Origin of the sequence: Nostoc mirabile CHAB5784 (assembly GCF_020829645.1) — a bacterium.
GTDB lineage: Bacteria > Cyanobacteriota > Cyanobacteriia > Cyanobacteriales > Nostocaceae > Nostoc > Nostoc mirabile.
The window spans coordinates 1-25515 of the sequence record NZ_JAIVFS010000080.1 but is presented as its reverse complement, the minus strand read 5'-3'; the positions used below and the strand labels follow the sequence as shown (position 1 = coordinate 25515).

Below are 25515 nucleotides of genomic sequence, written 5' to 3'. Positions count from 1 at the left end.
TTAGTGGGGTAATTGCGGGGATGATTGAGGTAATACGGGGTTTGATAATGACAATCGTATTGTTTGAATTACAAGCAAAAAGCTAATTTTGTTTAATAATTCAACTTTTAGTTGATACAGAATTTGGGTGTGATTGGGGTAATTTAGTCATGATTTAGGAGGTGATTTGAATAACGGGCATTAAAGCAATATTTAATACTTTAATGTACTTAGGATTTACGGTTTTGATTTGATATTAGCGTTATGGAGCTACTTTAGTTAGCTTCCTGGCAATTTGAGCTTGGTTGCTAGCAGTTTACAGTAAACCTCTACTCAATGAAGTTGAGTATGAATGCTGTAGCGCCATTAAGGAACATCGCTGTAATGGTTTTTTCTCTACGCACTTTGTATGTAAAAAAGCTGTTAAACCCTGTAAAGAAAGTGTTTTACGCCACTGTATTTTTCCAATTTCGGTTAAATTAGGAACGATAGTAAAAATTAATAAAATATAAAAATATGCCTAAAGCTAAGGAGAAAACGGACGTAAAAAAGATAGTAATTACGATTGACATGGGTGCAAGTAAAATCAAAGCTATCGTTCAGGAGTATCCAGAAGGAAAGCCTATTGTTTTACTTTTAGACTCAGAAGTAGCGGATGTTGCTAAAGCTTCGATTAAGAGCATTCAACAAGAAGGTAGTCCTGAATCTCGTGCTTGGGTAGGAATCGGTGATGAGTATTACGCCTTGGGAGAACTTGCTCGTCGTCGGTTTGGGGGTATATCGCAACTGAAAGAGCTAAAGTACGAACTAGCAGTCCCCAAAATTTGCGGTGCATTTTGGTTGGTTAAGGAGAAGTTGAACCTGGGTAATGATATTGCAGCTTACTTGAGTGTCCTGCTGCCGCCGGGCGAGGTGCAAGACAAGGAACAGTTACAAGTTCGGTTAAAAGATGCGTTTCGGGGGTTTGATACACCAGCAGGTAAGATGCGGGTGAAAATGCTTCGTTATGATGCAGCTTCTGAGGGTAGTGGAATATTTTTCCACCGTAGGCGATCGCTTGGCAATAATATGCCTGCTTCTATGTATGTAATGCTTGGTTATCGCAACGCAAGTATTTTTACCTTTCGCAGTGGTTCAATTGGTGCGGGAATAACCAGCAATTTTGGTATGTCTTGGCTAGTGAATAATTTTACTTCCAAGACATCGGGACTAAGCCCTGATAATCCCAATATTATCGAGGTGTTGGTAGAAGCTGGAGTTAGTTGTGATCCCTTGGTGATGCAGAAACTCTCACGCAAGCGTAAACACGATGAAATTCAACTTGATGGTGAATCGATGTCCAAGGCTTTATTGCTTGCTAGAGATGAGTATTGGCGTGCGATCGTCAGGTGGTTGCGCTCGAAGATGGATGAGGATATTGAAGAACTGGTGTTTTGCGGAGGGACTGCGGATTACATTCGTCCAGAAATAGATGCTTATTTCCAGAAAAAGGGAATTAAGGTATCCTGGCACGGTAATATTTTTATACCTGATGAGATATCTTCTAGTATAGGCAATCGGATGGCGGATATTTGGGCGTTCCATCAGCACATGATTATTCAGTTTGATAAGCTGACTGGTTATACACGCTCTGAGGTTGTACCGCTAACTAAATCTGTTGAAGGCAGTCTCAATAATCTAGATGAAGAAGTTAAGCGTAAGTATAACTTTACGCTATGTGAGCGACCTAGTACCTTTATTGCTGTGAATGAGAATGTTTGATTGACTCAGAAAAAATAAGTGTAGTTACAGTTTTTGTAACTACACTTAAGAAAACAGTTGCTTTCTAACTGAATCGTTTGATTTTAGTATGGTTGTTGGGCTAATACTTAGGAGCAATCAACAGGAGAATTGGTAATTTCTGGAGAGTGCTTAACCACAAGGTTAATTTGCTCCATTTGTGCATATTGTTGTTCCCGTTTTTTGCGAAGCTCCCATGATTTACGGTTATAAGCCAACAAGTCTTCTAAACCCATGTTGAATTTGTTTTGTGCGAAAGTCAGCAATTGTTCTGTGGTGTAACGACAATCTTCAGGACGACCAAAACAGATTTCAAACTGAGTCTTAAAAGCTTTCCAGTCAAAATTGTCAGACCCTAATTGTCGTTGTGATTCGCGTCCGTAAAGGTCACGAATTGAATAGAAAATCGTGTTGTACTTACGCACATCGAATGACTCAACTTTGAATTGCTCCATTGCCGAATCATCGATTGTAATAACTTGAGATTTAGTGGATTTATTAGCAGCCATAGTTGTCTCCTAGATGAGTTTTTCACTCTTAGCTGCGTCAGCATTAGTAAAAAAAGTAAATCCCACTCTGTATGAGCGAGATTTTCTGTAAAATTAGATAATTTCTGATTATTTTGCTAATAGACGTTTGCGTTGTAGCCAAGTACGTTTGTTGACTTCGAGTAGTTCTTCTAAGCCCTTGTTGAAGTGCTTAATAGAATAGTCAACCATTTGTTGTACACAGTACTTGGGGTTTTTAACTGTACCAAATGTAGCAATAAATCGAGATTTGAATTCATCCCATTGTGCTTTATTCCAGTTAGCTTGAGATTGCGCTTGAATGGTTTTACCCCAGGTTTCTTGTAGCCCGTAGTAGACTGCATTAAACTTGTGCTCGTTGTAGGAAGCAATTCGGTAAATACCCATTGCGTTGTCATCAATTAAACTAACTTTTTTTGTTTTAGTAGCCATAATTTTTATCTCCTATGTGAGAGTTACTTCTTAAGGATTTGAGCGTCAGCTATAGTGCTTTCTCTTCTTTATTTGGATGTAAGTCCGTGTAAAAAATAACAATCTTAAATTGGAAATGAATGCTAACGCCTCCGCTACTATCCTGTTTTCAAAAATTTTCAGCGTTCATTCAGCCTCGATAGGAGGATCTACAGTAAAACTCTGTACAATAAAAAATTGTTATACGCCATGTGAATGGCAAATGCCGGACGTTTCTGGTCAACAATGAGAAGAAATGATATGGCTCTTAAGCGCATGGACAACGTCGGCATTGTGGTAGAGTCCCTCGATGCCGCCATCTCTTTTTTCGCCGAGCTTGGCATGAAGCTCGAAGGGCGAACCACGATCGAAGGAGAATGGGCCGGGCGCGTCACCGGACTAGGTCTCCAGCGCGTTGAGATCGCGATGATGGTCACCCCCGACGGCCACAGCCGGCTCGAGATCTCGCGATTTCTCACCCCGCCTGTAGTCGCCGATCACCGGAACGCCCCGGTGAACGCGCTCGGCTACCTACGCGTCATGTTCACTGTGAACGACATCGACGAGACGCTCGCCAGGCTTCAGAAGCTCGGCGCGCAGCTCGTCGGCGAAGTAGTCCAGTACGAAGACGCGTATCGGCTCTGCTATATCCGCGGCCCCGAAGGACTTCTCATCGGGCTCGCCGAGCAGCTCGCGTAAAGCGTTCCCGTATAGGTGCAGAAGAGCACTTGCCTTGTAGCAAGCGAACGGCTGTTGGGATACTTTCATTGGCGTATAACAACCCGGTTGGAGCGGACTATCGAAAAATCTTAGTTTGGATGCAAAGGTTACTAGCAGCCGCTCAACCGGAACGTTAGGCGCTTGAAGTCATATTTAGGAGTTGCATACAAAAATGAAAACTCAGTACTTCACAGCGACAAGTCTTGATGGCTTCATTGCTACTGAGAATGACTCACTAGATTGGCTGTTTCCGCTTGGTGATCTGAATGACTCCAGCTATTCAGAGTTCATTTCAGATGTGGGTGCGTTGGCAATGGGATCAGCAACTTACAAGTGGATGGTACGCAACGCCCAAAAGGTTGCCACTGAGACTGGCTTTGCGTGGCCATACACTCAGCCAGCCTGGATATTCTCTAGTCGCAAGCTGACAATAATCGAAGGTGCGAACATCCGATTCGTCAATGGAGATATACACCACGCCCACACTGAAATGCGAGCTGCTGCCGACACCAAAAACATCTGGATAGTTGGAGGCGGAGATCTGGCTGGTCAGTTCTACGATGCTGGTTTACTGGATGAGCTGATCATCCAGGTTGGCTCGGCCACCCTCGGCAAGGGTAAGCCGCTATTCCCTCGCAGAGTGTTAAGCCCAGTTCTGCGCCTAGTGTCTGTTCATCAGATGGGTGCTGGCATGGCTGAGTTGCGCTATGAAGTACACAAAGGCGGTGTGAGTGGAGCCGCCTAACAATTGCAATGCAGCGGACTGTTGAAGATCCTGGTTGTGATGCAGAGGCTGTTTGCCGCCGCTGATTGCAAGCGTAGTATGAATTGCCAAAGGAGGGAAACTGATGAGTTCATTTGTGCTTGGTTTTCAAGATATTGACAAAACAAAAATCACGGTTGTTGGGGGTAAAGGCGCGAACCTGGGGGAACTATCCAAGATTGAAGGAATCCGCGTACCAGATGGCTTTTGTATTTCTACTGAAGCCTTTAAAAGAATCATTGGGGAAACGTCGTCGATTAACGAATTACTCGATCAGTTATCGCATCTATTGGTGGAAGACCGGGATAAAATCGGTGAACTTAGCAGTGAGATTCGCTCTTTCATCGAAGGCATAGCCATTCCTCAAGACATTAATGAAGCGATCGCCCGCCTTCTCTCCAGGTTTGGAGAAAAAAATGCCTATGCAGTACGATCCAGCGCCACAGCTGAGGATTTACCAACGGCCTCCTTTGCAGGCCAGCAGGATACGTATTTGAACATTATCGGACATGAGGCAATCTATCAGCATATCAGCAAGTGCTGGGCATCGCTATTTACCGAGAGGGCAGTAATTTACCGCCTGCAAAACGGCTTCGACCACCGTCAAGTCCACCTGTCTGTGGTGGTTCAGAAGATGGTCTTTCCGCAGGTGGCAGGAATTTTGTTTACTGCCGATCCCGTCACTTCTAACAGGAAAGTGTTATCCATTGATGCCAGTTTCGGACTTGGCGAGGCCATCGTCTCCGGCCTGGTGAATGCTGATATCTATAAAGTGTGCAACGGCAAGGTTATTGATAAGAAGATATCCACCAAAAAACTGGCTATTTACGCCTTAAAAGATGGCGGTACGAAATCACAGGAGATTGAGCCTGAGAGACAGAATAGGCAAGCGCTGACGGATGAGCAGATTTTACAGCTTGAGCGCATAGGCAGAAAGATCGAAGAACATTTCAGTCGCCCCCAGGACATTGAATGGTGTTTGGTTGATGATACATTTTATATTGTCCAGAGTCGGCCAATCACTACTTTATACCCCATCCCTGAAGCGAATGATCAAGAAAATCACGTCTATGTCTCTGTCGGTCATCAGCAAATGATGACCGACCCCATGAAACCATTGGGAATATCTTTATGGCAGTTAACCGCTGCCCGCCCCATGTATAAAGCTGGCGGAAGGTTGTTTGTTGATGTCACGCATGAACTGGCTTCACCTGTTAGAAGAGGAATAATAGTAGATGTCTTAGGAAAATCCGACCCACTCATAAAAGACGCATTGATAACCCTCCTGGAGCGGGGAGATTTTATCAAGTCGTTAGCAGACGATCAGCAAGAACAAAGTTCCGGTAAAAGCAATAAAGGTCGGTCACCTGCGGATTATCAAACACTAAAAGAGTACGATCCGGCGATCGTGGGTGAGTTTATCCAGCGTAGTGAAACATCGGTAGAAGAGTTAAAACAAAACATCCAAACGAAATCAGGATCGGATCTATTTGATTTTATCCTGGAAGACATCCAGCAACTAAAGAAGAGGTCATCTGATACACAAAGTTTTGGTGTGATTATGACTGGTGTGAACGCTTCATCCTGGATCAATGAAAAAATGATGGAGTGGTTAGGTGAGAAAAACGCAGCAGACACGCTTTCTCAATCGGTATCTAACAATATTACTTCGTCCATGGGTCTGGCGCTATTGGATGTCGCAGATGCGATTCGCCCTTACCCGGATGTGATTGAGTATTTACAACAGGTAAAAGAGGACAACTTTCTGGATGAACTGATTAAGTTTGATGGTGGACAGGAAACCCAAGACGCTATCTATGCTTATCTAAACAAATACGGAATGCGATGTGCCGGGGAAATCGATATTACAAGACCTCGTTGGAGCGAAAAACCCATGACGCTTGTCCCCATAATTCTCAGTAATATCAAAAACTTTGAGCCTGGTGCTGGCGATCGCAAATTTGAGCAAGGGCGACAGTCAGCTTTGCAAAAAGAACAAGAATTATTAGAGCGGTTGAAGCAATTACCGGATGGTGAACAAAAAGCCGAAGAAACAAAACGAATGATCGGTCATTACCGGAATTTCATTGGTTATCGTGAATATCCAAAATACGGCATAGTTAGTCGCTACTTCGTTTATAAGCAGGCTTTACTGAAAGAAGCCGAACAACTCGTACAAGCCAACGTTATTCATGAAAAAGAAGATATATACTATCTCACTTTTGAAGAACTTCGCTCTGTCGTACTCACAAATAAACTGGATTACCAGCTCATCAGCAAACGAAAAGACGAGTACAAATTATATGAAAAACTAACTCCCCCACGTGTGATCGCGTCTGATGGTAAAATCATTACAGGTGAGTACAAACGAGAAAATCTCCCAGCCGAAGCGATTGTAGGTCTACCTGTTTCTTCCGGAGTTATAGAGGGACGAGCACGTGTCATCCTAAACATGGAAGATGCTGATCTAGAAGATGGAGATATATTAGTCACCTCCTTTACTGACCCTAGCTGGACACCATTATTTGTATCCATAAAAGGTCTAGTCACCGAAGTTGGTGGACTGATGACTCATGGAGCAGTTATTGCACGTGAATATGGCTTATCGGCAGTTGTCGGAGTAGAAAATGCTACTAAACTGATAAAAGATGGGCAACAAATTCGCGTACATGGAACAGAAGGGTATGTAGAAATCCTATAATGGGGAAGATGTTGCTTCCTCCTGGGGAGCTAAATAAAAGATGAAAGCTAGGAAGGCGGCCCAATCAGGGCATTCGTGAGAGGTTAAGATAATTGCACTAATGTCTGCGAGGGTGCAGGAAAAGGAGACAAATCCAGCGATTGAGACTGGCTTTCGTATGGATTTGACTACTCCTAAGTCTTGATTTTCTTTGGCAGCGAAATATTGAACAGGGTCAAGAGCTATTGGTTGCGATCGCTGTCTTAGCTGATACAGGAACTTCCCTATTGGTGACTGCAAATGGAATGCGGCTGTTTAAAACCAAAACTTTTAAAAATTAAACAAGCATTTTTTAGATGTCACCTGAACTGACTGAAATTATCAAGTCGAGCTAAGAAGCATCCTCCTTTTTTTCTTCTAAAAGTGCTTCAATTTGGTCAAAAAGACGATTAACTTTTTTTACTTTTTTCTCGTCATCCCAGATTTTGCTCTTAAGCAGTGATTTGTATATTTTGCTTGCTCTTTCTTTATTTTGTTGCTGGGGAGACTGCGGCTTGTTTTCTGATTGAATTTGGAGAATATCCCCCACTAGCTCTTTGATTGCAGATAATGACAGATTTTCTTTAATAGCTTTTTTTAAAATATTTTGCCGCTTTTCATTATCCTTGACACGTGCAATCACTTGTGCTTTTGTGTACTCGATTTGACCCTTTTCAAGGGTGATTTGGATATCTTGAGGAAGTTTGAGTAGAGGAAGGCGGTTGGATACAAACGATTCCCAAGATATCTTGCCTATCTGGAGGAATATTGTTTGTATAACAAGTGCTTCTTCACTAACCATAACGTTATGGTTAGAATTTCCTTTTGTCTCATTATTCATCTGATATAGGAGAGACACAGCTGTATTTGACTCAACTTCTAACTCACTAGAAATAAAATCAAGGATACCGATAGTTTCCTCAAAGGCGTTAAGGTCTTCTCGTTGGAGATTTTCTATAAGTCTGAGTTTGCGTGCTGTTTTCTCGTCACAGTTAATAATGTGGACACGAATATCTGTTTTTTCAGCAAGTTTAGAAGCTTCGATACGGCGCTCACCAGCGATGAGTTCATAAGCTAATTGCGTCGGTATAACTCCTGACTTGAGTACAGTGGTGTTTAGTTCACCAACTGGTCGGACAAGAATAGGTTCAAGTAAACCCTCTTGCTTGATACTATCGGCGAGGGATTGAAGTTTTTTGGGATCGAAATAACGACGGGGTTGGCTAGGCGGGAGGATAATTGCGGATATTGGTAAAGTGGTTTCAGATAAGAGTTGCTCCTCTTCATCTCCAAATAAATTATCGAGTCCGGTGAGTTTTTCTAGTTCGCGTTTTTGGCTCATAGTTGAGGTTGAGTGATATATTTTGTAATTTCTTCGAGTATGCTAACTGCGGGGTGGTTTTTCTTGTGGAGTGCAAGTGGTAGATGTGCCTGGGTCGCGTCAGGAAAAGCTGTTGATTTAGGAATTGGAGCAGTGACATGGATGCGTCCTTCAACCTGTTGTTTAATCTCTTCCAATATTCCTGTATCTTGAAGATTACGATTATCGTATTTGGTTGGAATTATACAGGCAATTTGTAATTTCTGGTGTCCTCCTTTTTTGAGCCTGGCGATCGTTTCTAGCAATTGGTTAGTGCCAAGATAGCACTTATACTGTGTTTCAACAGGAATAATAACGTGTGAAGCAGCTACTAAGCTCATAATGCTTAGTATTCCTAGAGAAGGCGGACAATCAATCAAAATATAATCATACTGGTCAAGTACATTTGAGAGTGCAAACTTGAGCCGTTGACGGTTATCGATGGTCAGGTCATGGAAAATCTTTTGCTCTGTACCTGCTAATTGGATATTTGTTGGTACAAGGTGCATTCCGTGAATCGGTTTTTCCCATATATACAGGGGAGTTTCTTCAGCGATCACACTATAAATAGTTTGCTCAGTTTTGAGCTTAATTTCCCCTAATCCCATAAAGGCTGTTAGTGATGCCTGTGGGTCCATATCCACAAGTAGTACACGGTGTTTTTGGGCTAGGTGATACCCAAGATTGTGTGTAATTGTCGTCTTAGCAGCACCACCTGACTGATTAAAAGTTGCGATTATTTTGGTTGATGACATGTACATAGGTAATAAGGTTCTTAAGTAGGTAATAGGGTTCTTAAGTAGAGAATGCGATTCTTTACTGACTGTCACACGTCCCTGGAACCCTTACCAGATTGAAAGTATTATATTCCCGAGGTGTTACGGGATTACGAACAAAGAACAAGCCAAGCTCAGGTCAACATACTCAAAGTAGAGTTACGCTCGAATTTATCACAAACCCGCCAAAAATATCAAAAATGCAGACTATTTGCCACACAGTAGTTGCATTACACTGTGGTTTAGAAACGAGAGAGTTTTAGAAATATTGATTTTTCATTAGTTTGTTTGCATTGACTTTTTATAGAATTGAACCTGTTATAAATTAAAAACTAATACTGGGAAAAGTATAGCTAGACAAAGCTTTAGGTTTTTGATTAAGAAGAAAATGTTTAAACCTGCACCACCCGTGACCTGTTAAGAAAAAGTGCATTTTGTCAATCAGCTAAAATACTCAAAAAGCTGTTAATAAAAATGATAATCGTAGCAGGGGGGGTGGGGTTAGCAAAGGGTAGCTCATTCAGCACTTGCAAGAACTTTAGCGATGAAGGCACTTGCCGTTCAAACCGCCACAAATGGCGGCGCTCAACACAGCTTGACTAACATAAACTGTTAGAGAGAATTGAACTTAATGAAGAAGGATTGAACTGAATGAATAACAGCCCCATGAACAACAACCCTGCCACCCCTCCTGCACAATGTCCCTTCCGGGGAACCCGCATTGGCGGCGCGCTCGGCTCCAAGCCGCAAGTCGATGATTGGTGGCCGAACCGACTTCAGGTCGAACTGCTTCACCAAAATTTGCCCCAAGCTAACCCACTGCGAGATTTCGATTACAAAGGAGCCTTCGCGAAGCTTGACTTTGAACAGTTGAAGAGCGATATCAAAGCGCTGCTGACCGATTCAAAGGACTGGTGGCCCGCCGACTATGGGAATTATGGACCTCAAATGATTCGCATGGCGTGGCACTCAGCAGGCACCTACCGGATCGCGGACGGTCGTGGTGGAGCGAGTCAGGGTATGCAACGCTTCGCACCCATCAATTCGTGGTGGGATAATGGGAACACAGATAAATCACGACGGCTGCTCTGGCCCATCAAGCAGAAATATGGTGCGGCACTAAGCTGGGCTGATCTGATGGTTCTGACGGGCAACTGCGCGCTCGAAATCATGGGGTTTAAGACCTTCGGTTTTGGTGGCGGTCGCATGGATGCCTGGGAGGCGGATCGCTCGACATACTGGGGACCCGAATTCTGGAACGGCGATTCGGTTGACGATGTTAAGGAACACCCTGGTCATCCTGATGAGATGGTCACTCGCACGATTCGGTGGGTTGGGAAACCGAACGAGCAATACTACGACCTTGAGAACCCGCTAGCAGCTTCGCACCAAGCGCTAATTTACGTCAATCCAGAGGGTCCAAACGCTGAGGGCGACCCCTATGGCTCGGCGCGAGACATTCGCGAGACGTTTGCGCGGATGGGCATGAATGACGAAGAGACTGTCGCGCTGATTGCAGGCGGTCATGCCTTTGGCAAAAGTCATGGCATGGTCTCGCCGGACAAGATTGGTCCAGCACCGGAAGCCGCGCCGATTCAGGCTATGGGCTTGGGGTGGCAGAACCTTGAAGGCACTGGGTTTGCCGAATATACGATGACGAACGGGATCGAAGGATCGTGGACTCCAAACCCAACCCAGTGGGACAATAGTTACCTAACCAATCTTTTTAAGTACGACTGGGAACAAACAAAGAGTCCAGTAGGTGCGATTCAGTGGAAGCCAAGCAATCCTGATGCGCCGAAGACACCGGATGCTCATCTGCTGGGGGTTGAACACCCGTTAATGATGATGACTTCGGACATTGCGTTGAAGGTCGATTCGACCTATCACGAGATTTGTCAGCGCTTCTTGGGGGACTTCGATTACTTCAGCGATGCGTTCGCACGCGCCTGGTATAAGCTGATCCATCGAGACATGGGTCCGAAAACGCGCTATCTTGGTCCGGAAGTCCCAGAGGAAGATCTGATCTGGCAAGATCCAATTCCGGCACTGGATCATGATGTCGTTGATGCCGCCGATATCAAGTCGCTTAAGGATCAGATTTTAGCGAGTGGACTCTCGGTTTCGGCGCTCGTGTCAGCCGCTTGGGCAGCGGCATCGAGTCACCGCCATTCCGACAAGCGCGGCGGTGCAAATGGGGCGCGCGTTCGCCTCAATCCCCAGAAGGACTGGGAAATGAACCGCCCGCAGGAACTCGGCGAGGTGCTATCGACCCTCGATCGCATTCAGGCGGACTTTAACGGCGCTCAGTCGGGCAACAAAAAAATCTCGATCGCAGACCTGATCGTCCTCGGTGGTTGTGCTGCGATCGAGAAGGCTGCACAAGAGGCTGGGCTTGCCGTTGCCGTCCCGTTTACTCCGGGGCGGATGGATACGACTCAGGAGCTGACAGATGTTGCAAGCTTTGACTTTCTGAAGCCAGTTTCGGACGGTTTCAGAAATTATCACAATGAGGCAGTTGGCTATAAGGTGAAGCCGGAGCGTATCTTCCTGGATCGAGCGCAGCTCCTGACGCTGACCGCGCCCGAATGGACGGTTCTGGTCGGCGGACTTCGCGCGCTCGATCAGAATTGGGACTATTCAAAGCACGGTAGCTTCACTGACCGACCGGGTGTCTTGACCAATGACTTTTTCCGTGTCCTGACAAGTATGGACTACGAGTGGAAGCCTGCTGACCATCGCGAGATGTTTTTTGATATCTGCGATCGCGAAACCGGTGCAGCGAAGTTCACCGCAACCCGCTGCGATCTCATCTTCGGCTCGAATGCGGAACTGCGTCAGATTGCTGAAGTCTATGGCGCTGATGACGGTCACGAGCGGATGGTCAAGGACTTCGTCGCAGCCTGGAACAAGGTGATGATGCTTGATCGCTTCGACGTTGGCGCTGAACAGACCCGCTAAAGTCTTGAGCGCTCAACACACCCGAACTCCACGGGTGTATCGCTGCGCTTTGAAGAACTCACCGTGGATAAGCAGCGTTCTTATCCACGGCAAGAGGAACCTTGCGCTTTGGATTAAAGCAATACGAACGAGATTATCTCGTTTGTCACTTAAAAGTTTTTGCGACCTAACGCCGTTGGACTGAAGCACTGCGATCGCACTTAGATTCAATTCTAAAAAGGTAGTTGAAATGAAAATTGGATTTATTGGTTTAGGCAATATGGGATGTTAATGAAGCAATTTTGTAATCCATGTCAGCGATTCTACCAAACAGTGGATTTTTATTCTAGATTTCTGTAAAAAATCATGCTAGTGTCAACAAGTAAGCCTGTCTGCACTAGCATTATTCAGTTAATTGGGACTAGAACGGAGGTTCATCGTCTAGGTCTTCATCTGTCGAAGTAACATTATCTTCGAGTAGTTCCTTGGCAAAATCGGGAGTTTCAGGTGATTGAGTGTTTTTGCTAACCTGAGTAAGTTCGTTGATAGGTTGTGCTGATATAAAATTTCTGATCACGAATGTGGCAATCTTTTCTTTATACTCACCCCTGTTATCTACTATTAAATCGAGATATCCTTCTGCTGTACCGTGTACGCCTTCCCCTTGCTCGTTAATAACGACGGCGGGTGCGCCCTTGGAACGGAATGGCATCTCGTCAGCAACTATTCCCTCCTTGGAACGGTAGTAGAATTCGGCGATCCCAAAGGCAATCAAGGAACCTTCTTTGTCGTGGGTAGTGTTCACTGACTTAAGATTGATAGTTGCAGTATTATGAATCATGTTCGTTTTATTTGTAGATTGATTAGATGGTTTATCGCCTACGATTTATAGTGCATAGGCGATTTGTAATTTCCTAGAAATTTGCGTTAGCTACAGCCTGTGTTTCATTTGGTGCAGAAGTGGATGTAGATTCTTCCTTACGGGGTGAACCTAACAATTCAATAGCGTTGATTGTAATTACGGGTTTTTGCCGCATAGTGCCAGAATTTTTATCTGCCCAACGGTCGAATCCAAACTCGCCAGTAATTGCAATTTGGGTTCCTTTACGAACGTAATTTCCAATCACTTCTGCTTGATTTCCCCAGGCGACTAAATCAAACCAAAGGGCTTGTTCACTTCTGTAGGGTGGTCTTACCGCAATAGAAATTGAAGCCTTAACTGCGCCGGACTCGAAATATTTGAGTTCTGGTTCTTGTCCGCATCTGCCAACCAGCATGACTTTGTTGATATAGTTCATAACGCGAGGATTTATATATTTCTATTATTGCTGCGTCAGCATTAGTTCTTTCAGGATTTATTATTTTGACGAGTTGTTTTATTTAAACCACATTCTTTTTTATTCATACTTATGAGTTATTTTTTCTCTGCTTCTCACAGTATTGTGGTTTTTACTAGGGAACGACAAGTTACTCTGTGCTATGGTGGTATCGCAATTAGCGTGGTATGCATCTAAAAATTATAAATAATAGACCTCTTGCAAAAGTCCCAGATGCGTGGGAGAAGTAAGTTAGAGTTGGGTAGCATCTATGACTTACGAACAGGTAAAAAGTCTGAAGCCAGAAGACTTTAAACGCTTATGTGGCGTACGTCCGGATACTTTTAACCAAATGCTCGAGGTAGTGCGATCGCACAGTCAGCAAAAACAAAAGACAGGACGACCAGGTAAGCTTTGCTTGGAAGACCAATTGTTGATGACATTGGAATATTGGAGAGAATACCGAACTTACTTTCATATTGGTCAATCGTGGGGAGTAAACGAGTCTACGGCATACCGAATTATCCGAAAAATAGAAGATACGCTGATGAAATCTAGGACATTCACCCTTCCAGGGAAGAAAAAATTAGCTACTTCTAATTATCAGTTAGAAGTGGTAGTAATTGATGTTACAGAAAGTCCGATTGAGCGTCCTAAAAAAAACAAAAAAAATTCTACAGTGGTAAAAAGAAACAACATACGTTGAAGTCACAGTTAGTAGTAGACCAATCAAATGGTGAAATCATCTGCACCGCTCATGGTAAGGGTAGAGAGCATGATTTCCGTATATTTAAAAATAGTCAAGTGAGGTTGAGAGAAAACATCGAGTGTTTAGGAGATAAAGGTTATCAAGGTATCCAAAAGCTACATAGCAACAGTCGGATTCCCAAGAAGAAACCTAGAGGAGGTAAATTAAGTTATGAAGATAAAAAGAGTAATAAAGAATTAGCCAGAATTAGAGTTTTAGGTGAGCATGTACATCGAAAGTTGAAGGTGTTTAAAATTTTGTCACTTACTTATAGAAATCGTCGAAAAAGATTTAGTTTGAGGTTTAATTTGATTGCTGCTCTCTATAATTATGAGCTTCTTCTCCCCCAAACCCAATCTTTCTGAGCGACTTTTGCAAGAGGTCTAATGACTTATGCTTGAATATCTTCTCCTGAAGCGAGTAAGTATTTGTAAGCTGATGCTTTTGGCTTTGATGTGGATACAGTCGGATGAGGATAGCCAAAACCAGCTGACTTCTGACTACTCCTTTCCTTTGCGGGTAGAAAATCCTACCTGGTTAGGAGAAACATCTGTTGGAGAAGATGTAGAGCATTTTTGTGATGTTTCAAATACAACTAGGATAGGCGTTTGGGGAGAAATCCTAGAACTAAAGTTAGTAGATTTAATTGCTGATTTACCGACTTGTTTGCACGATGCGTCATGGTTTGCCCTACTGGCAACTACCATGATGCTAGTGGATAAGGAACTAGACCGAGTATGCGTGCATCCACAAGATGAGTATTTTGTCAGGACTATCGCGCTTGAAATTTTAGCAGATTTGGGTGATTCTTACTTAGCCAAAGGTCATCCTTATTTAGATTTTCCTCTATCGTTAGAAGACGCTAAATCATTACTACCAGTTAATAGAAAGCAAGAGCTAGAAATCGAGTTAGATAAATTTATTATTGATACTTATGAAGATGATTTTGATGATGAATCTCCAGATGTTAATGAGTTTTCACCCATTTATTTACAAGAGATTTTAAAAGAGTTTTTTACTAAATCTGATTGGCAGGGTGATATCAATCAAGAGGCTGTTGCCGAACTCCAACAGAAGTACGGTTCGCAGTATTCAGAAGGTGCGTTTTCTGCTGAAACTGAGGGACAGGAACGTTGGGGGAAAACGCTTGTTTTTCTGAAACAGTTTATAGGTCTGGATTCCAGTTTTATCGAAAGCCAGAGCGATTTATTCCTTGATGATGAATCTCAGGTGGCTGATTTACCTGATTACTTCTGTATCGAGTCTCATTTAGAACGTTGGCAAGACCGAACAGTTGTTTTATCACGGTTGGTTCATACTTTGGTTTATTTCATGCTGGTAGGACAAAATTATCATCCCAGTCATTTGGAAGATTTGATGGCTATTCCAGCTTCTTCACGGGCGATATCCAGCTTACAAGCTTGTTTAGGTGTAGCTGCTTACAGAAGTGGTTATTACATGGCTGCTTATAATATTCCTGAATCAGAAGTTGGGCGCAACTGGCTTTTAGAAAAAGCTTTCCCTAGCCTGTGTGATTTTTATCAAACAGGTCGGTTGAGTGGGAAGCAATAATTAATATTTTATTGTTAGTTGACAAATACAAATTTATTTTTATGAAAAACTACTTATTTATAGGATTGTTACTCTTACTGATTGGATGTTCATCTCCAGAAAAAGAAGATAAAGTCTCGGCTATAGAATCGAATTCTTCACCTACGCCATCATTATCCTCAGCTAATATTAATAATGCTACGCCATCGCTAAATCCAGAAGCGTTGCCTGATTTATCAAATAAAGAGAAGCTTGGAGAAGTTAATGCAGAGAACGACTTAATTGACTTGTTCTATTTTGATGGTAATGGTGTGAAAGTCAGTTTGACTATAGCAGCTGATAAAGGTTGTTTTGTCTACGTGCGGCGCAGTACTCCAGACCGAGTTGGTGAAGTTGAAATTGAGTCACTACGGCGTGAGAAGTTAGGTCTGTGGCGTTCGTATAACACTCAGCGACTTCTAACTCAACCTGCTGGCAATAAACTAAAGATTTATTCATCAAGTGAGGAACTTTCTTCTACTTATGAAAATCCTGCTGTATCACAAGAAATACTTGTGGCAGTGAAGGAATTGAAAGAGCGTGAAAAATCGTTTAAATTACTTTTACGTCAGGACTTGAGGGCGAGTGATTCAGCAAGACGAATTTATGTCAATCAGTGTCAGAAAATAGGTAATTTTTACTATAAAGAAGAACTACCTCCTCTCACAGAGAAGGAGAGGAAGGACTTTGAAAAGAGTGTTGAAAAAAGGACTGAAAATTAATTATGAGAATAGTGATAATTGCTCCATCTGAATATTACTTTCAGTTGTAGTTGCTTTAACAGGGTGTTTGTTCTTATTTGACGACCTTTTACCCCACCCTTCTTTCGCCGTGTGTTTGACTATGCGAGAACGGATATCAGCAGCTAGGGTTTCATAATCAGAGCGGATTTTTTCATACTGAACTGGGGTTGTACCAATCTTCTCCCACAGTTGATCGTATTTGAAATTCTCAAAAGGTCTGTGCCTGACGAGGGCATCATGACTTGCCCAGAGGTAAACATCTGTCCATTCGGATGATAGCGGCACTTCAAAAGCAATTGGCATCATCAGTGCAACAACTTCGCTGCTAGAGGCGAGTTTACCTACTTCTCCCTTGTCTATCTCTCTTAACGCTGCATCTAATCTATCAACTGCGATCGCTTTTCCTACCCACGATGGAATTGACTGTTGCCAGCCGTTCTGCTGAGTCACAATTGGCCCGACGATGTATTGAACAATTTCATGACTTGCTCCTGCTAGATCAAGTAGACTGGCTGTTACAACTTTGTTAATCCCTTGGCTGGTTAGTAATTGAAGTATCTTTCTAGTGCTAGGAGTAAGAATTTCGCTAGCTTTTTGGCTTTTGCTGTTACGGATGGTTTCTTCGACATCGAATAAGCTTTGCTGCTGGTTCATATTCCTTATGTGTAAATAAATACTGCCAGCTAGAAATACTTCTAACTGGCAGTGCTTTTTGATAATGGATGGGTTTTGCTATGGCAGAAGTAGGTTATCCCAAACGCTTCTAGGAGTAACGTGATGCAGCAATTGCTTCCTTGCTTGGGTGAATTTAGCTAGCAATTGAGTGCTTTTGAATTTCTGCCACCAGTTGTGTTGCAGGTAGGTAAGCAGCCATAATTGTGTCTCGTGATTCCAGCTTGAGATGGAGTTACTCAAACTGAGTGCGTTGAGGATATCGTCAGGAGGTACTTCCAGTTGACTTGTGATTTCTTTTGAGATGGAAGCTAACATTGTGATGTTGGCGATCGCTTGACCAGGACTACCTGAACTGATAGCTAGTATTTTTTCTGTTACCTCGATTTGTTGGTCTTTGAGGACAGAGATAACCTCCTCATCAGTTAACCTTTGGAAAGGTATGATTTGACACCTACTCTTGATAGTAGGTAATAGCTTTTGAGGATAGGACGAGATCAGGATAAATGTTCCAGTTTTCGGTTCTTCCAGCGTCTTGAGAAGTTTGTTGGCGGCGGTAGGGTTGAGCATATCTGCTTCGTGGATAATCACCACCTTTTGCTTGGCCTTGACTGCACTAGTTGATAGAAATTCAATTACCTCGCGCACCTGTTCTACTCGAATAGCAGGTATACCTTTCTGCTGGGAGGTGTTTTCGGGATGGGTTGGTTTGATTTGTAAGATGTCTAGATGGTTATTTTCTCCTGCGATCTCAGTTGCGATCGCCAGAGCGGTTTTTCCTTTCCCTACTCCCTCAACTTGACTGCTAAATAGGTATGCAGGAGCAATTTTATTCTGTTCGATTGCTTCAGTCAGGAGAAGTTTGGCGGTATGCTGTCCGGTGATTTCTGTAAATGGGTTGTTTTTCATATCGTAGAAATTTCAGCAATTCGACTGGTTAGGTTGTCAACTCCGCTTTTGAGTTCGGCTTCGAGTTGTACAAGTAAAGTAAGGCTGGTTTTAAGCTTTTTAACGCCTACAAACTTGACTTCATCTTTGAGGTAATACAATCTTTTGGGATTTTTCAGTTCTGCTATTTCTGCAATCTTCGTATCAGATAATTTAGTTTCTATCCCAGCTTTGGTTATTAACCAAGTGCGGAAAATAGAGGTAAGTGTTGCTACTATTTTGAGCGGGTGTTCATTATTGCCTAGTAGTTTAGATACCTTCACTATTGCTAAACTTGGATGGTTTTTTAACATAGCAATAGTAAGCTTTATGTAGTCAGTATTCTGATTACCAATGAGATGTTTGACTTCCTCAACAGAGATTATTTGTCCGCTTGCATAAACAGCAAGTTTAGCGAATTCGCTATCGGCTCGTGCAGTATTATTGCCAATTGCTTCAGCTAAGTAATCAGTGACATCTGGAGTGAGTTTAACTTGATGGGTAGCTGCATACTTTCCTATCAAGTTAACTATCCCCTTTTTATCCCAACTAGAGATCAGGGGAAACTCTTCTTGTTGGGCATATTTTAGGATAATTTTTACTACTGTCCTGCGAGAATCTGGCTTTTTATTACCAGTAATTAGAAGAATGTTGCTTGAAGGTATTTGGGAAAGTTGATTTTCAAGTTCTTGGTTATTATCTTCATTTGATAAACTTCCAATTAGAGAGTCGCTGTCTGTATGAATAATTTTGTTACCTTCTCCAAAGGGCAAGGTCATAACCTCGGTAAAGACTTTGGCAGCAATATTTCTCTCATTTCCAAATAGCTTGACGTAATTGAAAGCTTTCCATTCCGCATGAACATTTTGATTCACTAAATAATCAATTTTTTGATTGAGTGAGTAGCTATCTTCGCCGTAGTATAGATATACAGTCATGATAGATTCGATAAACATTTATTTATCAGGCGTTAGTCGGAAGCGGTGGTTTAAAAAATAAGAGTTAGTAGTAACTCTTTCCATATCCTTAGTATTTGTTATATAGCCGCTAGCAAAATATAGCGATCAGCAAATACTTACACTTAATTTTGTACTGACTGTACTGACTTCTGATTTGAGACTTTATCAGCAGGGTTTTCTACTGGTTGAGTACCCAAATATTTCCGCCAAGAATCCAATTGTTGGAGATATTCTATTAATCCACTAGAACCAGTTACCTCATATAGCGCAATAGCTGTTTCCCATTCCTTTAAGCTGGCTTTTTTCTTGGAAAGAATTTTGACTATAGCTCCTGGAAGTTTAGTCTCTTTACCAGTATCTAAATTTAGGTGCGATACGCTTTCTAGTAATAGTTCTTGTTCGGATAAAGGAACACCACCATCTTCGATATTCATAGTATGAAGTTGGGCACTAATTCCTGATAGAGGAAGAGTATGCTGAATTAATTTTTTAACTTTCTTGGTTTTAGTATTCCTCCTTTTTGGTTTAACGATAACTGGGTTGTTTGGTTCTGCAACTTTGTAACACTGGGGAAGTTCTAGAGAAAGTTGGCCTGTTAAGTGCCATGATGCACTTCGTTTTTCTGGCGGGGTGATCCGGTACGAGAACTCGGCTGTTTTTCTCGCATCACCAAATTTCCTTAGTTTGACCCGCATCTTGTAGCTGATAATTCCTTGAATGTAGGTTTTTGGGTCTAATATTACTGGGTTTGTATTTTCCCACCACTCAATTTCAACAACGCGATCGCCATCTAATTCATAGATATTTCTAACTCTGGCATTAGGATGAAATGCAAGGAATGAGTTCACCCAAGCCCTTTGTTTTTTATTAAGCCTGGGCTTGCGATATGAGGATTTATTTTTCATTGGTTACTTTTTCAATTTAAGAATAATATCTCCATTAATACATCAATAAATTAACGATTTTAATCAGTTAATTGATGACTGACACTGTGGTTGCTAATCTGATTTTTGATGACATATTTTTTGTTTGTACGAATACCTGAAAATACTTTAATGAAAGCCGATTTGGTTGTAAGCATTTGTCATCATTTACAAATGATTGAGAATTCATGAATTGAAAAAAGACTTGATATTTGTTATTTTCAGCGCTTATACCAATTCTCTATGAAGATGCACAGAATAAAACACTTGAAACTCCATGCCGGACAAGGAAATTATTCTATGCAGCCTCACATAAATTTGGTATTAGGTTAAATATCAAGTTTATTCATCTAGAAAAGAGATAACTGACGTTTATTACCTTCTAGTATTTCAGGAGCGGCTATTTTGAGGATTTCTTCTCGTCTTTTTTCTATAATGTCAAGATAGTATTGACGTGAATAGCTCTCATTAGTGCTAATATTAGTAATACCTCTGATTCCGTAATAGTAAATTACTACATCACCAGGTTTTCCTAATTTAAGAAGTTCTTTTTCCCCAACACGAATTTTGCGAGTAATGCAGAGTTTTTCTCTCGGGTATTTTCCTGATAAAATCTGCGATTTTACTTCTCTGAAATATTCCTCTGCCGTGGATTGGTTTTGGATTAAGTAGGTTAGATATTCAACAGGGAATTCTTTCTCTAGTTTTGAGCGAGAACGGCTTCTCCAACTACCTTTGCGGATAATCCAGTTATCTTTTAGCCATAACAGATAGTTCTTAGTTCCCCTTTGCGGAATAAACATTGCATTGGCAATAAACTCTAATTTGACGGTTATCTCTTTGGGTAATTGAGACTGAAGTGTGGCATATACTTTTTCTGGGTTAGGGTGAGTAAAGAACACCCCGTCAGTATCAACTTCTACAGGGGTTGCACCAGCATTATTGATTACCTCAATCATGAATTGTAGGATGCGCCGACCGTAAGCTGTTACTAAGGCGGCTGCTTCCATATCGTTGAAGGCGAGTTCCGATGTTCCGAAGAACCCAAACTGAGAATTAGCTAAAACTTTGGTGGATTCTCTTTTTTCCTTGGCAACAATGTCTCCGGTGCTGGCAACTTGTTCCAACCTTGATTTCTCATTTACCAAATATTGCAAGATGCTCAAGCCGATTCGCTTTGTATCTTTACGAGAGACAATCCCTTTCGACAAGATGGTTTTGGGGTACATAGAACTGATATCGATGTATCCAACCTTTTTATATAGTCCTGGAATAGAGTAGGCTATCCCCCCTTGGAATTTATACTTACGGTCGGGTTTGGGTTTGTATCCTGGGTAGTGATGCGAGAATATTTGCTTCCACTTGGTGCCGTTACCAGCGAGGGCTATCTCCGGTACAACCAGTGCTTCATAGTGATATGAGGGTACAAGTCTGTTAGCTATGAGTTGCGTATCTTCCAAGTCGTAAATAAGGTAATCCTTGATTTTCTGCCATCCCCTACTACCAGAACCGGCTTTCCAGCAGGCGAGAATTTCTTCATAGGGGAGAACTAGTCGCGCTTGCTTACGCAATCCCATTTCCAGTACCACCTGTTTAAGCGATCGCCCGTTAGTAAGTTCCTTGGCGACAAAATCCCACCTGAGAACGCAGATAAAGATATCTACGTGCAGGCAGTTGCGGATGAATACCTCCCGAATTTCCAGTGGTTCACCGCGTACTTGGGCAGTTCGGATAGTGCGCTTCTTAGATGCAATTCTAAATGGATGAGAAATGCCATGTAACTCGCAGCGGGTGATGAGAAACGGTAGGTCAAATTCTGTTCCATTGTAGGTGTAAATTACTTCTGGTTTGCTTGCTTCTAGGTGTTTGAAAAACTCCAGGAGGATTTGACTTTCGGCTTGATCCATAAAGATGGCAATCTCCCCTGTCTCCCTCATACAGCCAATTGCATAGATACGATTTTCTCTTGGGTTTATCCCTGCCGTCTCAATATCGACTACCAGAGTTTTGAGCGCCCCGTAGGTCGGAATATTTACTGTGGGATGCCACTCAGGTATTGGGGTAGTATCTGACCAGAATATGTCGAGTCTTTCCTCATCAACGATAATCTTATTACCAGATTTGGTAATAAAATCTCGGTGGTTGTAATTCATAATTTCCAAAATTAATTACTCTTTTTTGGCATGAATACTTGTGGTTTAGCTGGTGGTTTTTTTGATGATAAAAATACCTCAAAAATTATGTCTAGATTATTAGGAAGTGCGAATATTGAAAGCGGCTGTGTATGTGGTTATTAATAAAAATTTTGACAGATCCCTTGCTGGTTCTAAAATGAAATTGGACTTCATCGCTGACACGCCCTAGCTTATGCAAGACTTTAGACAAGAAATAAATGCCAGAGCTTCTATGGATTTGGAACAGCGAAGGACTTGGTATTCTCCCGTTGCTGATATTTATTACAATGCAAGACCGCACTATCCAAAGGAACTAATTGATTGGTCTGTGGCTTTAGCCCAACTTGACTCAGATGCATCGATTCTTGAGGTTGGTTGTGGCCCAGGAAATGCGACGGTGGCTTTTGCTCAATTTGGTTTTTCAATGACGTGTATTGAGCCAAACCAGGATTTTTATCATTTGGCACAACACAACTGCGATCGATATCCAAAAGTTACAATTTGCAATACTTCATTTGAGGAGTGGGAACTAGAAGCAAAACAGTTCAATGCTGTTATATCTGCCAATGCCTTTCACTGGATACCGCCAGAGATTAGATATACCAAGGCAGCATCGGCAATGTGTGATAACGGTTTTCTTATCCTGCTATGGAATCTGACCCCAGAACCGAAATACGAAGTTTACCAAGTGCTTGAGGAAGTGTATCAAGCTTATGCGCCTTCCTTTGTTCGATATGAAGGTGCCCAGATTCAAGCGGAGATTTTGAGGGGGTTTGGACAAGAGATTTTAGACTCCAATTGTTTTAAAGAGTTGGTTGTCAAGCAAACTACGTGTGAAGTTACCTATAGTATTGATGACTACCTCAAGCTTTTGAGTACCTTGCGGAGACTAGAGCCACAAGCCAAAGAGTTACTATTTGCAGGATTGCGCCAGAAGCTAGAAAAATTTGGAGATAGCGTACAACTCTCGTTTCTTTCTGCTGTTCATGTTGCCCGCAAAGCACCCGTGAGAGGTTAAGAGAATTGCACAAATGTCTACTTGCTGCTGGTAATTCAAGTCCTGTACGAAGGCTAATTGCTTCAACTGGCATAATTTTAATCAGATACTTCCAGAATGCCAGTTGTTAAATTTTGTTGTGGTATTACTTGATATCTTAATTTTTTGCTTTCAAGTCAGGTCAGTCTTTATTAATATTGAGGCTGACTGCACAAGGTAGATATTGCTGTAGATGCACGTATATTATATTTAATGTGATTTTGGAATAAGCCTGAAAAATCTTTCCCCAAAGTTTTTATTGGGGAAAGTAAGTGTTTTTACAAAGTGACGAACATTTGAATTAGGCAGTTTGTAATTGAGACTTCATCTGAAGCTCTTGTATCATTTGTACCCATGCAGGTGCTTTTTTACCTTTAATGGGAGTAAGATTGTTCCAATGCCTTTCGAGTTCAGATTGAGATAAATGTGGGAGTTGTCCCTTACCCCAATTTATAGCATCTTGGATTGTTTTCCAATTAGTCCAAGGTTGTTTTTCTTCTTTGATATTGCTTAACTCAATGAGTGTCGCTTCCAACCAAAGTTTAGCTGCCTCCGAGTCACGCATTAACTGTTGTCTTGACATTAACAGGGCAATACTTGCCTGAATCTGGCTTAGTTCCCACATCTGAGAAATAGTAACGAGTTCCTGCCAAATGTCTTCCTCCAGTTGAGTAATTTGTCTATTATCAGGGGTAGTTTTAGCCACTAGCAGGTCTTTGAGAAACCCAGTTAAACTTGAGTATATGACGAATGGGTTTTTGCCATACTCAATTAAGTCTTGGAGGATTTGTAAGTTAGCTGTTACGTCTCCTTTAGCAAGATTTTCGGTTAGGGTAAGTAGGTCATGTTCGGGAACAACACCTGATAATTCCCAAACCCAGTTTGGCGTGATTTCATCTACTCCCAGGTTGCTCAATTGATCGAGCAATACAAGACAGTTGCGAATAAAACCTCCACAAGATTTGACGATCGCCCAAATACCAGGTGCGTTAATGTTGATGTTTTCATTCTGGGCAACTTTTGATAAATACTGAACAAGTGTTTCTAGCCCTACTCTCCTAAAATCAAACTTTTGACAGCGCGAGATAATAGTTTCAGGAACCTTGTGTATTTCAGTTGTGCAGAAGATGAAAACTACATGACGGGGTGGATTTTCAATAGTCTTGAGGAGTGCTTGCCACGATTGACTGCTTAGGGCATGACATTCATCAATAATGAAAATTTTGTACCTTCCCTCAACTGGTGCAAACTGGGTAGTGGAAATTAACTCGCGGATTGTTTCTACCCCGCTATTGCTGGCAGCATCTAACTCAGTTACATCCAGGGAAGAAGAGGCTGTAATTCCCTTACATGAATTGCATTCTCCGCAGGGCTTGGTTGTCGGCTCTTGGGTTGACTGACAGTTGAGGGATTTGGCGATGATGCGGGCGGTACTGGTTTTGCCTGTACCTTTGGGGCCGTTGAATAGATAGGCGGGTGCAATCTTCTGGAGTGCGATCGCCGTCCCTTGCGCGTCTCCTTTAGGAGAAGGCGGGCGTTGCGCGATCGCGGAGTGACTCCCTCCTGGGAGTATCGCATTTATGAGAGTGCGGACGATATGTTCCTGCCCGATTACTTCACTAAGTGTCTGGGGACGGTATTTGAGATGTAGTGGTTGGTACATAATTTTGATGATAAACGAGTGTTTTATTTACTCCCTACCAGTGTGGTTGGTAGGAAGTTTGATTTTTTAGGCAGTCGCCGCTTCTTTTTTCGTTCGTGGCGATCGTGAGGTTGACTTACCTTTGGTAGTATCTTTGGCTACCACGGATGGCGTTTCTATTTGAGGAGTTTCACTATGGTCTGTTGCCTGTGCCACATTTGTTACTTCTTCAGTGCCAGACTCAGTTTGAGTGCTAACCTCTGTTACTTCTTCAGTACCAGGCTCACTTTGAGTCCTAACTTTTGCCTTTGTACTTTGGCTATTTACCTTTTCAAACCCCTGCTTGATTTCTACAGGCATTACCAGATACAACTGATTGAGCAGTCCTCCCATCGGGCAGACAATGACTGGTTGCGTGGGTTTGTTGCACCGCACCACTATTTCATCAGTACTGATATGCTTTAATCCTTCGATCAGGTAGTCGATATTTAATCCAATACTGATGTTTTCTGAATTACTAGTTACTGATTTCATCAGTACCGAGTCAACTGCATCCCCAATATCAGTAGCTTCGGTGTATAGTGTTGCCTGTGTAGCTTCTAATTCCCAGAGGATTTTGACAACCTTTTGCTTGCGTTCGGCTAGATACTGGAGTTTAGACTAAGCTATACAAAATGACCCAGCAGGGCTGAGTTAATCAGAGACTTAGCAAAAGTATGAATAATCTAAGGTATTAAACAGCAACAGATGCTTCTTTACGTGGTGGAGTTAC

General features: G+C 42.3%; 21 protein-coding genes and 1 pseudogene. 9 read left to right on the top strand and 13 right to left on the bottom strand.

Annotated elements, in window-relative coordinates; translation table 11 throughout:
- Window positions 1-495: 495 nt before the first annotated feature.
- The gene (locus tag LC653_RS32850; RefSeq protein ID WP_229498806.1) at window positions 496-1740 is read left to right on the top strand and encodes a ParM/StbA family protein; all 1245 of its coding nucleotides are present in this window, start codon (window positions 496-498) and stop codon (window positions 1738-1740) included.
- 107 nt (window positions 1741-1847) lie between these two features.
- On the opposite strand, the gene LC653_RS32845 is transcribed toward LC653_RS32850, so the two are convergent.
- Both LC653_RS32845 and LC653_RS32840 read right to left on the bottom strand, forming a co-directional pair.
- On the bottom strand, window positions 1848-2267 hold the full coding sequence (locus tag LC653_RS32845; protein ID WP_229498804.1) for a hypothetical protein: 420 nt from the start codon (window positions 2265-2267) through the stop codon (window positions 1848-1850).
- 108 nt (window positions 2268-2375) lie between these two features.
- Window positions 2376-2717: a hypothetical protein gene (locus LC653_RS32840; RefSeq protein WP_229498802.1), complete on the bottom strand. Its 342-nt coding sequence runs from the start codon at window positions 2715-2717 to the stop codon at window positions 2376-2378.
- Between the two features lie 279 nt (window positions 2718-2996).
- Between LC653_RS32840 and LC653_RS32835 the strand changes: the two genes are divergently transcribed.
- From LC653_RS32835 to ppsA, 3 genes are all read left to right on the top strand, one after another.
- Complete coding sequence (locus LC653_RS32835; RefSeq protein ID WP_229498800.1) at window positions 2997-3434, top strand: VOC family protein; 438 nt, start codon at window positions 2997-2999, stop codon at window positions 3432-3434.
- Between the two features lie 193 nt (window positions 3435-3627).
- A complete protein-coding gene (locus tag LC653_RS32830) occupies window positions 3628-4200 on the top strand; it encodes a dihydrofolate reductase family protein (RefSeq protein WP_229498799.1) in 573 nt (190 codons plus the stop codon).
- Between the two features lie 103 nt (window positions 4201-4303).
- Window positions 4304-6919: a phosphoenolpyruvate synthase gene (ppsA, locus tag LC653_RS32825; protein WP_229498797.1), complete on the top strand. Its 2616-nt coding sequence runs from the start codon at window positions 4304-4306 to the stop codon at window positions 6917-6919.
- Between the two features lie 370 nt (window positions 6920-7289).
- On the opposite strand, the gene LC653_RS32820 is transcribed toward ppsA, so the two are convergent.
- Together LC653_RS32820 and LC653_RS32815 are read right to left on the bottom strand one after the other, a co-directional pair.
- Window positions 7290-8279: a ParB/RepB/Spo0J family partition protein gene (locus tag LC653_RS32820; protein ID WP_229498795.1), complete on the bottom strand. Its 990-nt coding sequence runs from the start codon at window positions 8277-8279 to the stop codon at window positions 7290-7292.
- Window positions 8276-9052, bottom strand: coding sequence for a ParA family protein (locus tag LC653_RS32815; RefSeq protein WP_229498793.1), 777 nt, complete (start codon window positions 9050-9052; stop codon window positions 8276-8278). The genes LC653_RS32820 and LC653_RS32815 overlap by 4 nt, the downstream gene beginning before the upstream one ends.
- Window positions 9053-9739: 687 nt before the next feature.
- On the opposite strand from LC653_RS32815, the gene katG reads away from it, so the two are divergent.
- Window positions 9740-12034, top strand: a complete 2295-nt coding sequence (gene katG, locus LC653_RS32810; protein WP_229498791.1) for a catalase/peroxidase HPI — start codon at window positions 9740-9742, stop codon at window positions 12032-12034.
- Between the two features lie 400 nt (window positions 12035-12434).
- On the opposite strand, the gene LC653_RS32805 is transcribed toward katG, so the two are convergent.
- Window positions 12435-12854, bottom strand: a complete 420-nt coding sequence (locus LC653_RS32805; protein ID WP_229498789.1) for a hypothetical protein — start codon at window positions 12852-12854, stop codon at window positions 12435-12437.
- Between the two features lie 73 nt (window positions 12855-12927).
- The gene (ssb, locus tag LC653_RS32800) at window positions 12928-13311 is read right to left on the bottom strand and encodes a single-stranded DNA-binding protein (RefSeq protein WP_229498787.1); all 384 of its coding nucleotides are present in this window, start codon (window positions 13309-13311) and stop codon (window positions 12928-12930) included.
- A 289-nt stretch (window positions 13312-13600) separates the two neighbouring features.
- On the opposite strand from ssb, the gene LC653_RS32795 reads away from it, so the two are divergent.
- The 3 genes from LC653_RS32795 (at window position 13601) to LC653_RS32785 (ending at window position 16389) form a co-directional block, all read left to right on the top strand.
- A protein-coding gene (locus tag LC653_RS32795) for an IS5 family transposase (protein WP_229498785.1) occupies window positions 13601-14442 on the top strand; the annotation gives its coding sequence in 2 pieces (ribosomal slippage) (window positions 13601-13985 and window positions 13985-14442; 843 coding nt in all).
- 28 nt (window positions 14443-14470) lie between these two features.
- Entirely contained in the window at window positions 14471-15649 is a 1179-nt protein-coding gene (locus tag LC653_RS32790; protein WP_229498783.1) for a hypothetical protein, read from the top strand.
- A 41-nt stretch (window positions 15650-15690) separates the two neighbouring features.
- The gene (locus LC653_RS32785) at window positions 15691-16389 is read left to right on the top strand and encodes a hypothetical protein (RefSeq protein ID WP_229498781.1); all 699 of its coding nucleotides are present in this window, start codon (window positions 15691-15693) and stop codon (window positions 16387-16389) included.
- Here LC653_RS32785 and LC653_RS32780 read toward each other — a convergent pair whose 3' ends face one another.
- From LC653_RS32780 to LC653_RS32760, 5 genes are all read right to left on the bottom strand, one after another.
- Complete coding sequence (locus tag LC653_RS32780) at window positions 16390-17064, bottom strand: hypothetical protein (protein ID WP_229498779.1); 675 nt, start codon at window positions 17062-17064, stop codon at window positions 16390-16392.
- Window positions 17065-17142: 78 nt separating this feature from the next.
- Window positions 17143-17991, bottom strand: a complete 849-nt coding sequence (locus LC653_RS32775; RefSeq protein WP_229498777.1) for a DNA polymerase III delta subunit-related protein — start codon at window positions 17989-17991, stop codon at window positions 17143-17145.
- A complete protein-coding gene (gene holA, locus LC653_RS32770; protein WP_229498775.1) occupies window positions 17988-18965 on the bottom strand; it encodes a DNA polymerase III subunit delta in 978 nt (325 codons plus the stop codon). Before holA ends, LC653_RS32775 begins: the two co-directional genes overlap by 4 nt.
- A gap of 125 nt (window positions 18966-19090) precedes the next feature.
- Window positions 19091-19816: a hypothetical protein gene (locus LC653_RS32765; RefSeq protein ID WP_229498773.1), complete on the bottom strand. Its 726-nt coding sequence runs from the start codon at window positions 19814-19816 to the stop codon at window positions 19091-19093.
- Between the two features lie 425 nt (window positions 19817-20241).
- On the bottom strand, window positions 20242-22044 hold the full coding sequence (locus LC653_RS32760) for a 3'-5' exonuclease (protein ID WP_229498771.1): 1803 nt from the start codon (window positions 22042-22044) through the stop codon (window positions 20242-20244).
- A 214-nt stretch (window positions 22045-22258) separates the two neighbouring features.
- On the opposite strand from LC653_RS32760, the gene LC653_RS32755 reads away from it, so the two are divergent.
- Window positions 22259-23083, top strand: coding sequence for a class I SAM-dependent methyltransferase (locus LC653_RS32755; protein ID WP_229498770.1), 825 nt, complete (start codon window positions 22259-22261; stop codon window positions 23081-23083).
- Between the two features lie 319 nt (window positions 23084-23402).
- Here the strand turns inward: LC653_RS32755 and dnaX are convergent, their stop codons facing one another.
- Entirely contained in the window at window positions 23403-24764 is a 1362-nt protein-coding gene (dnaX, locus tag LC653_RS32750) for a DNA polymerase III subunit gamma/tau (protein WP_229498769.1), read from the bottom strand.
- Window positions 24765-24830: 66 nt separating this feature from the next.
- Window positions 24831-25379, bottom strand: a pseudogene (locus LC653_RS32745) (DNA polymerase III subunit beta); the annotation flags it as partial.
- Between the last annotated feature and the right edge of the window lie 136 nt (window positions 25380-25515).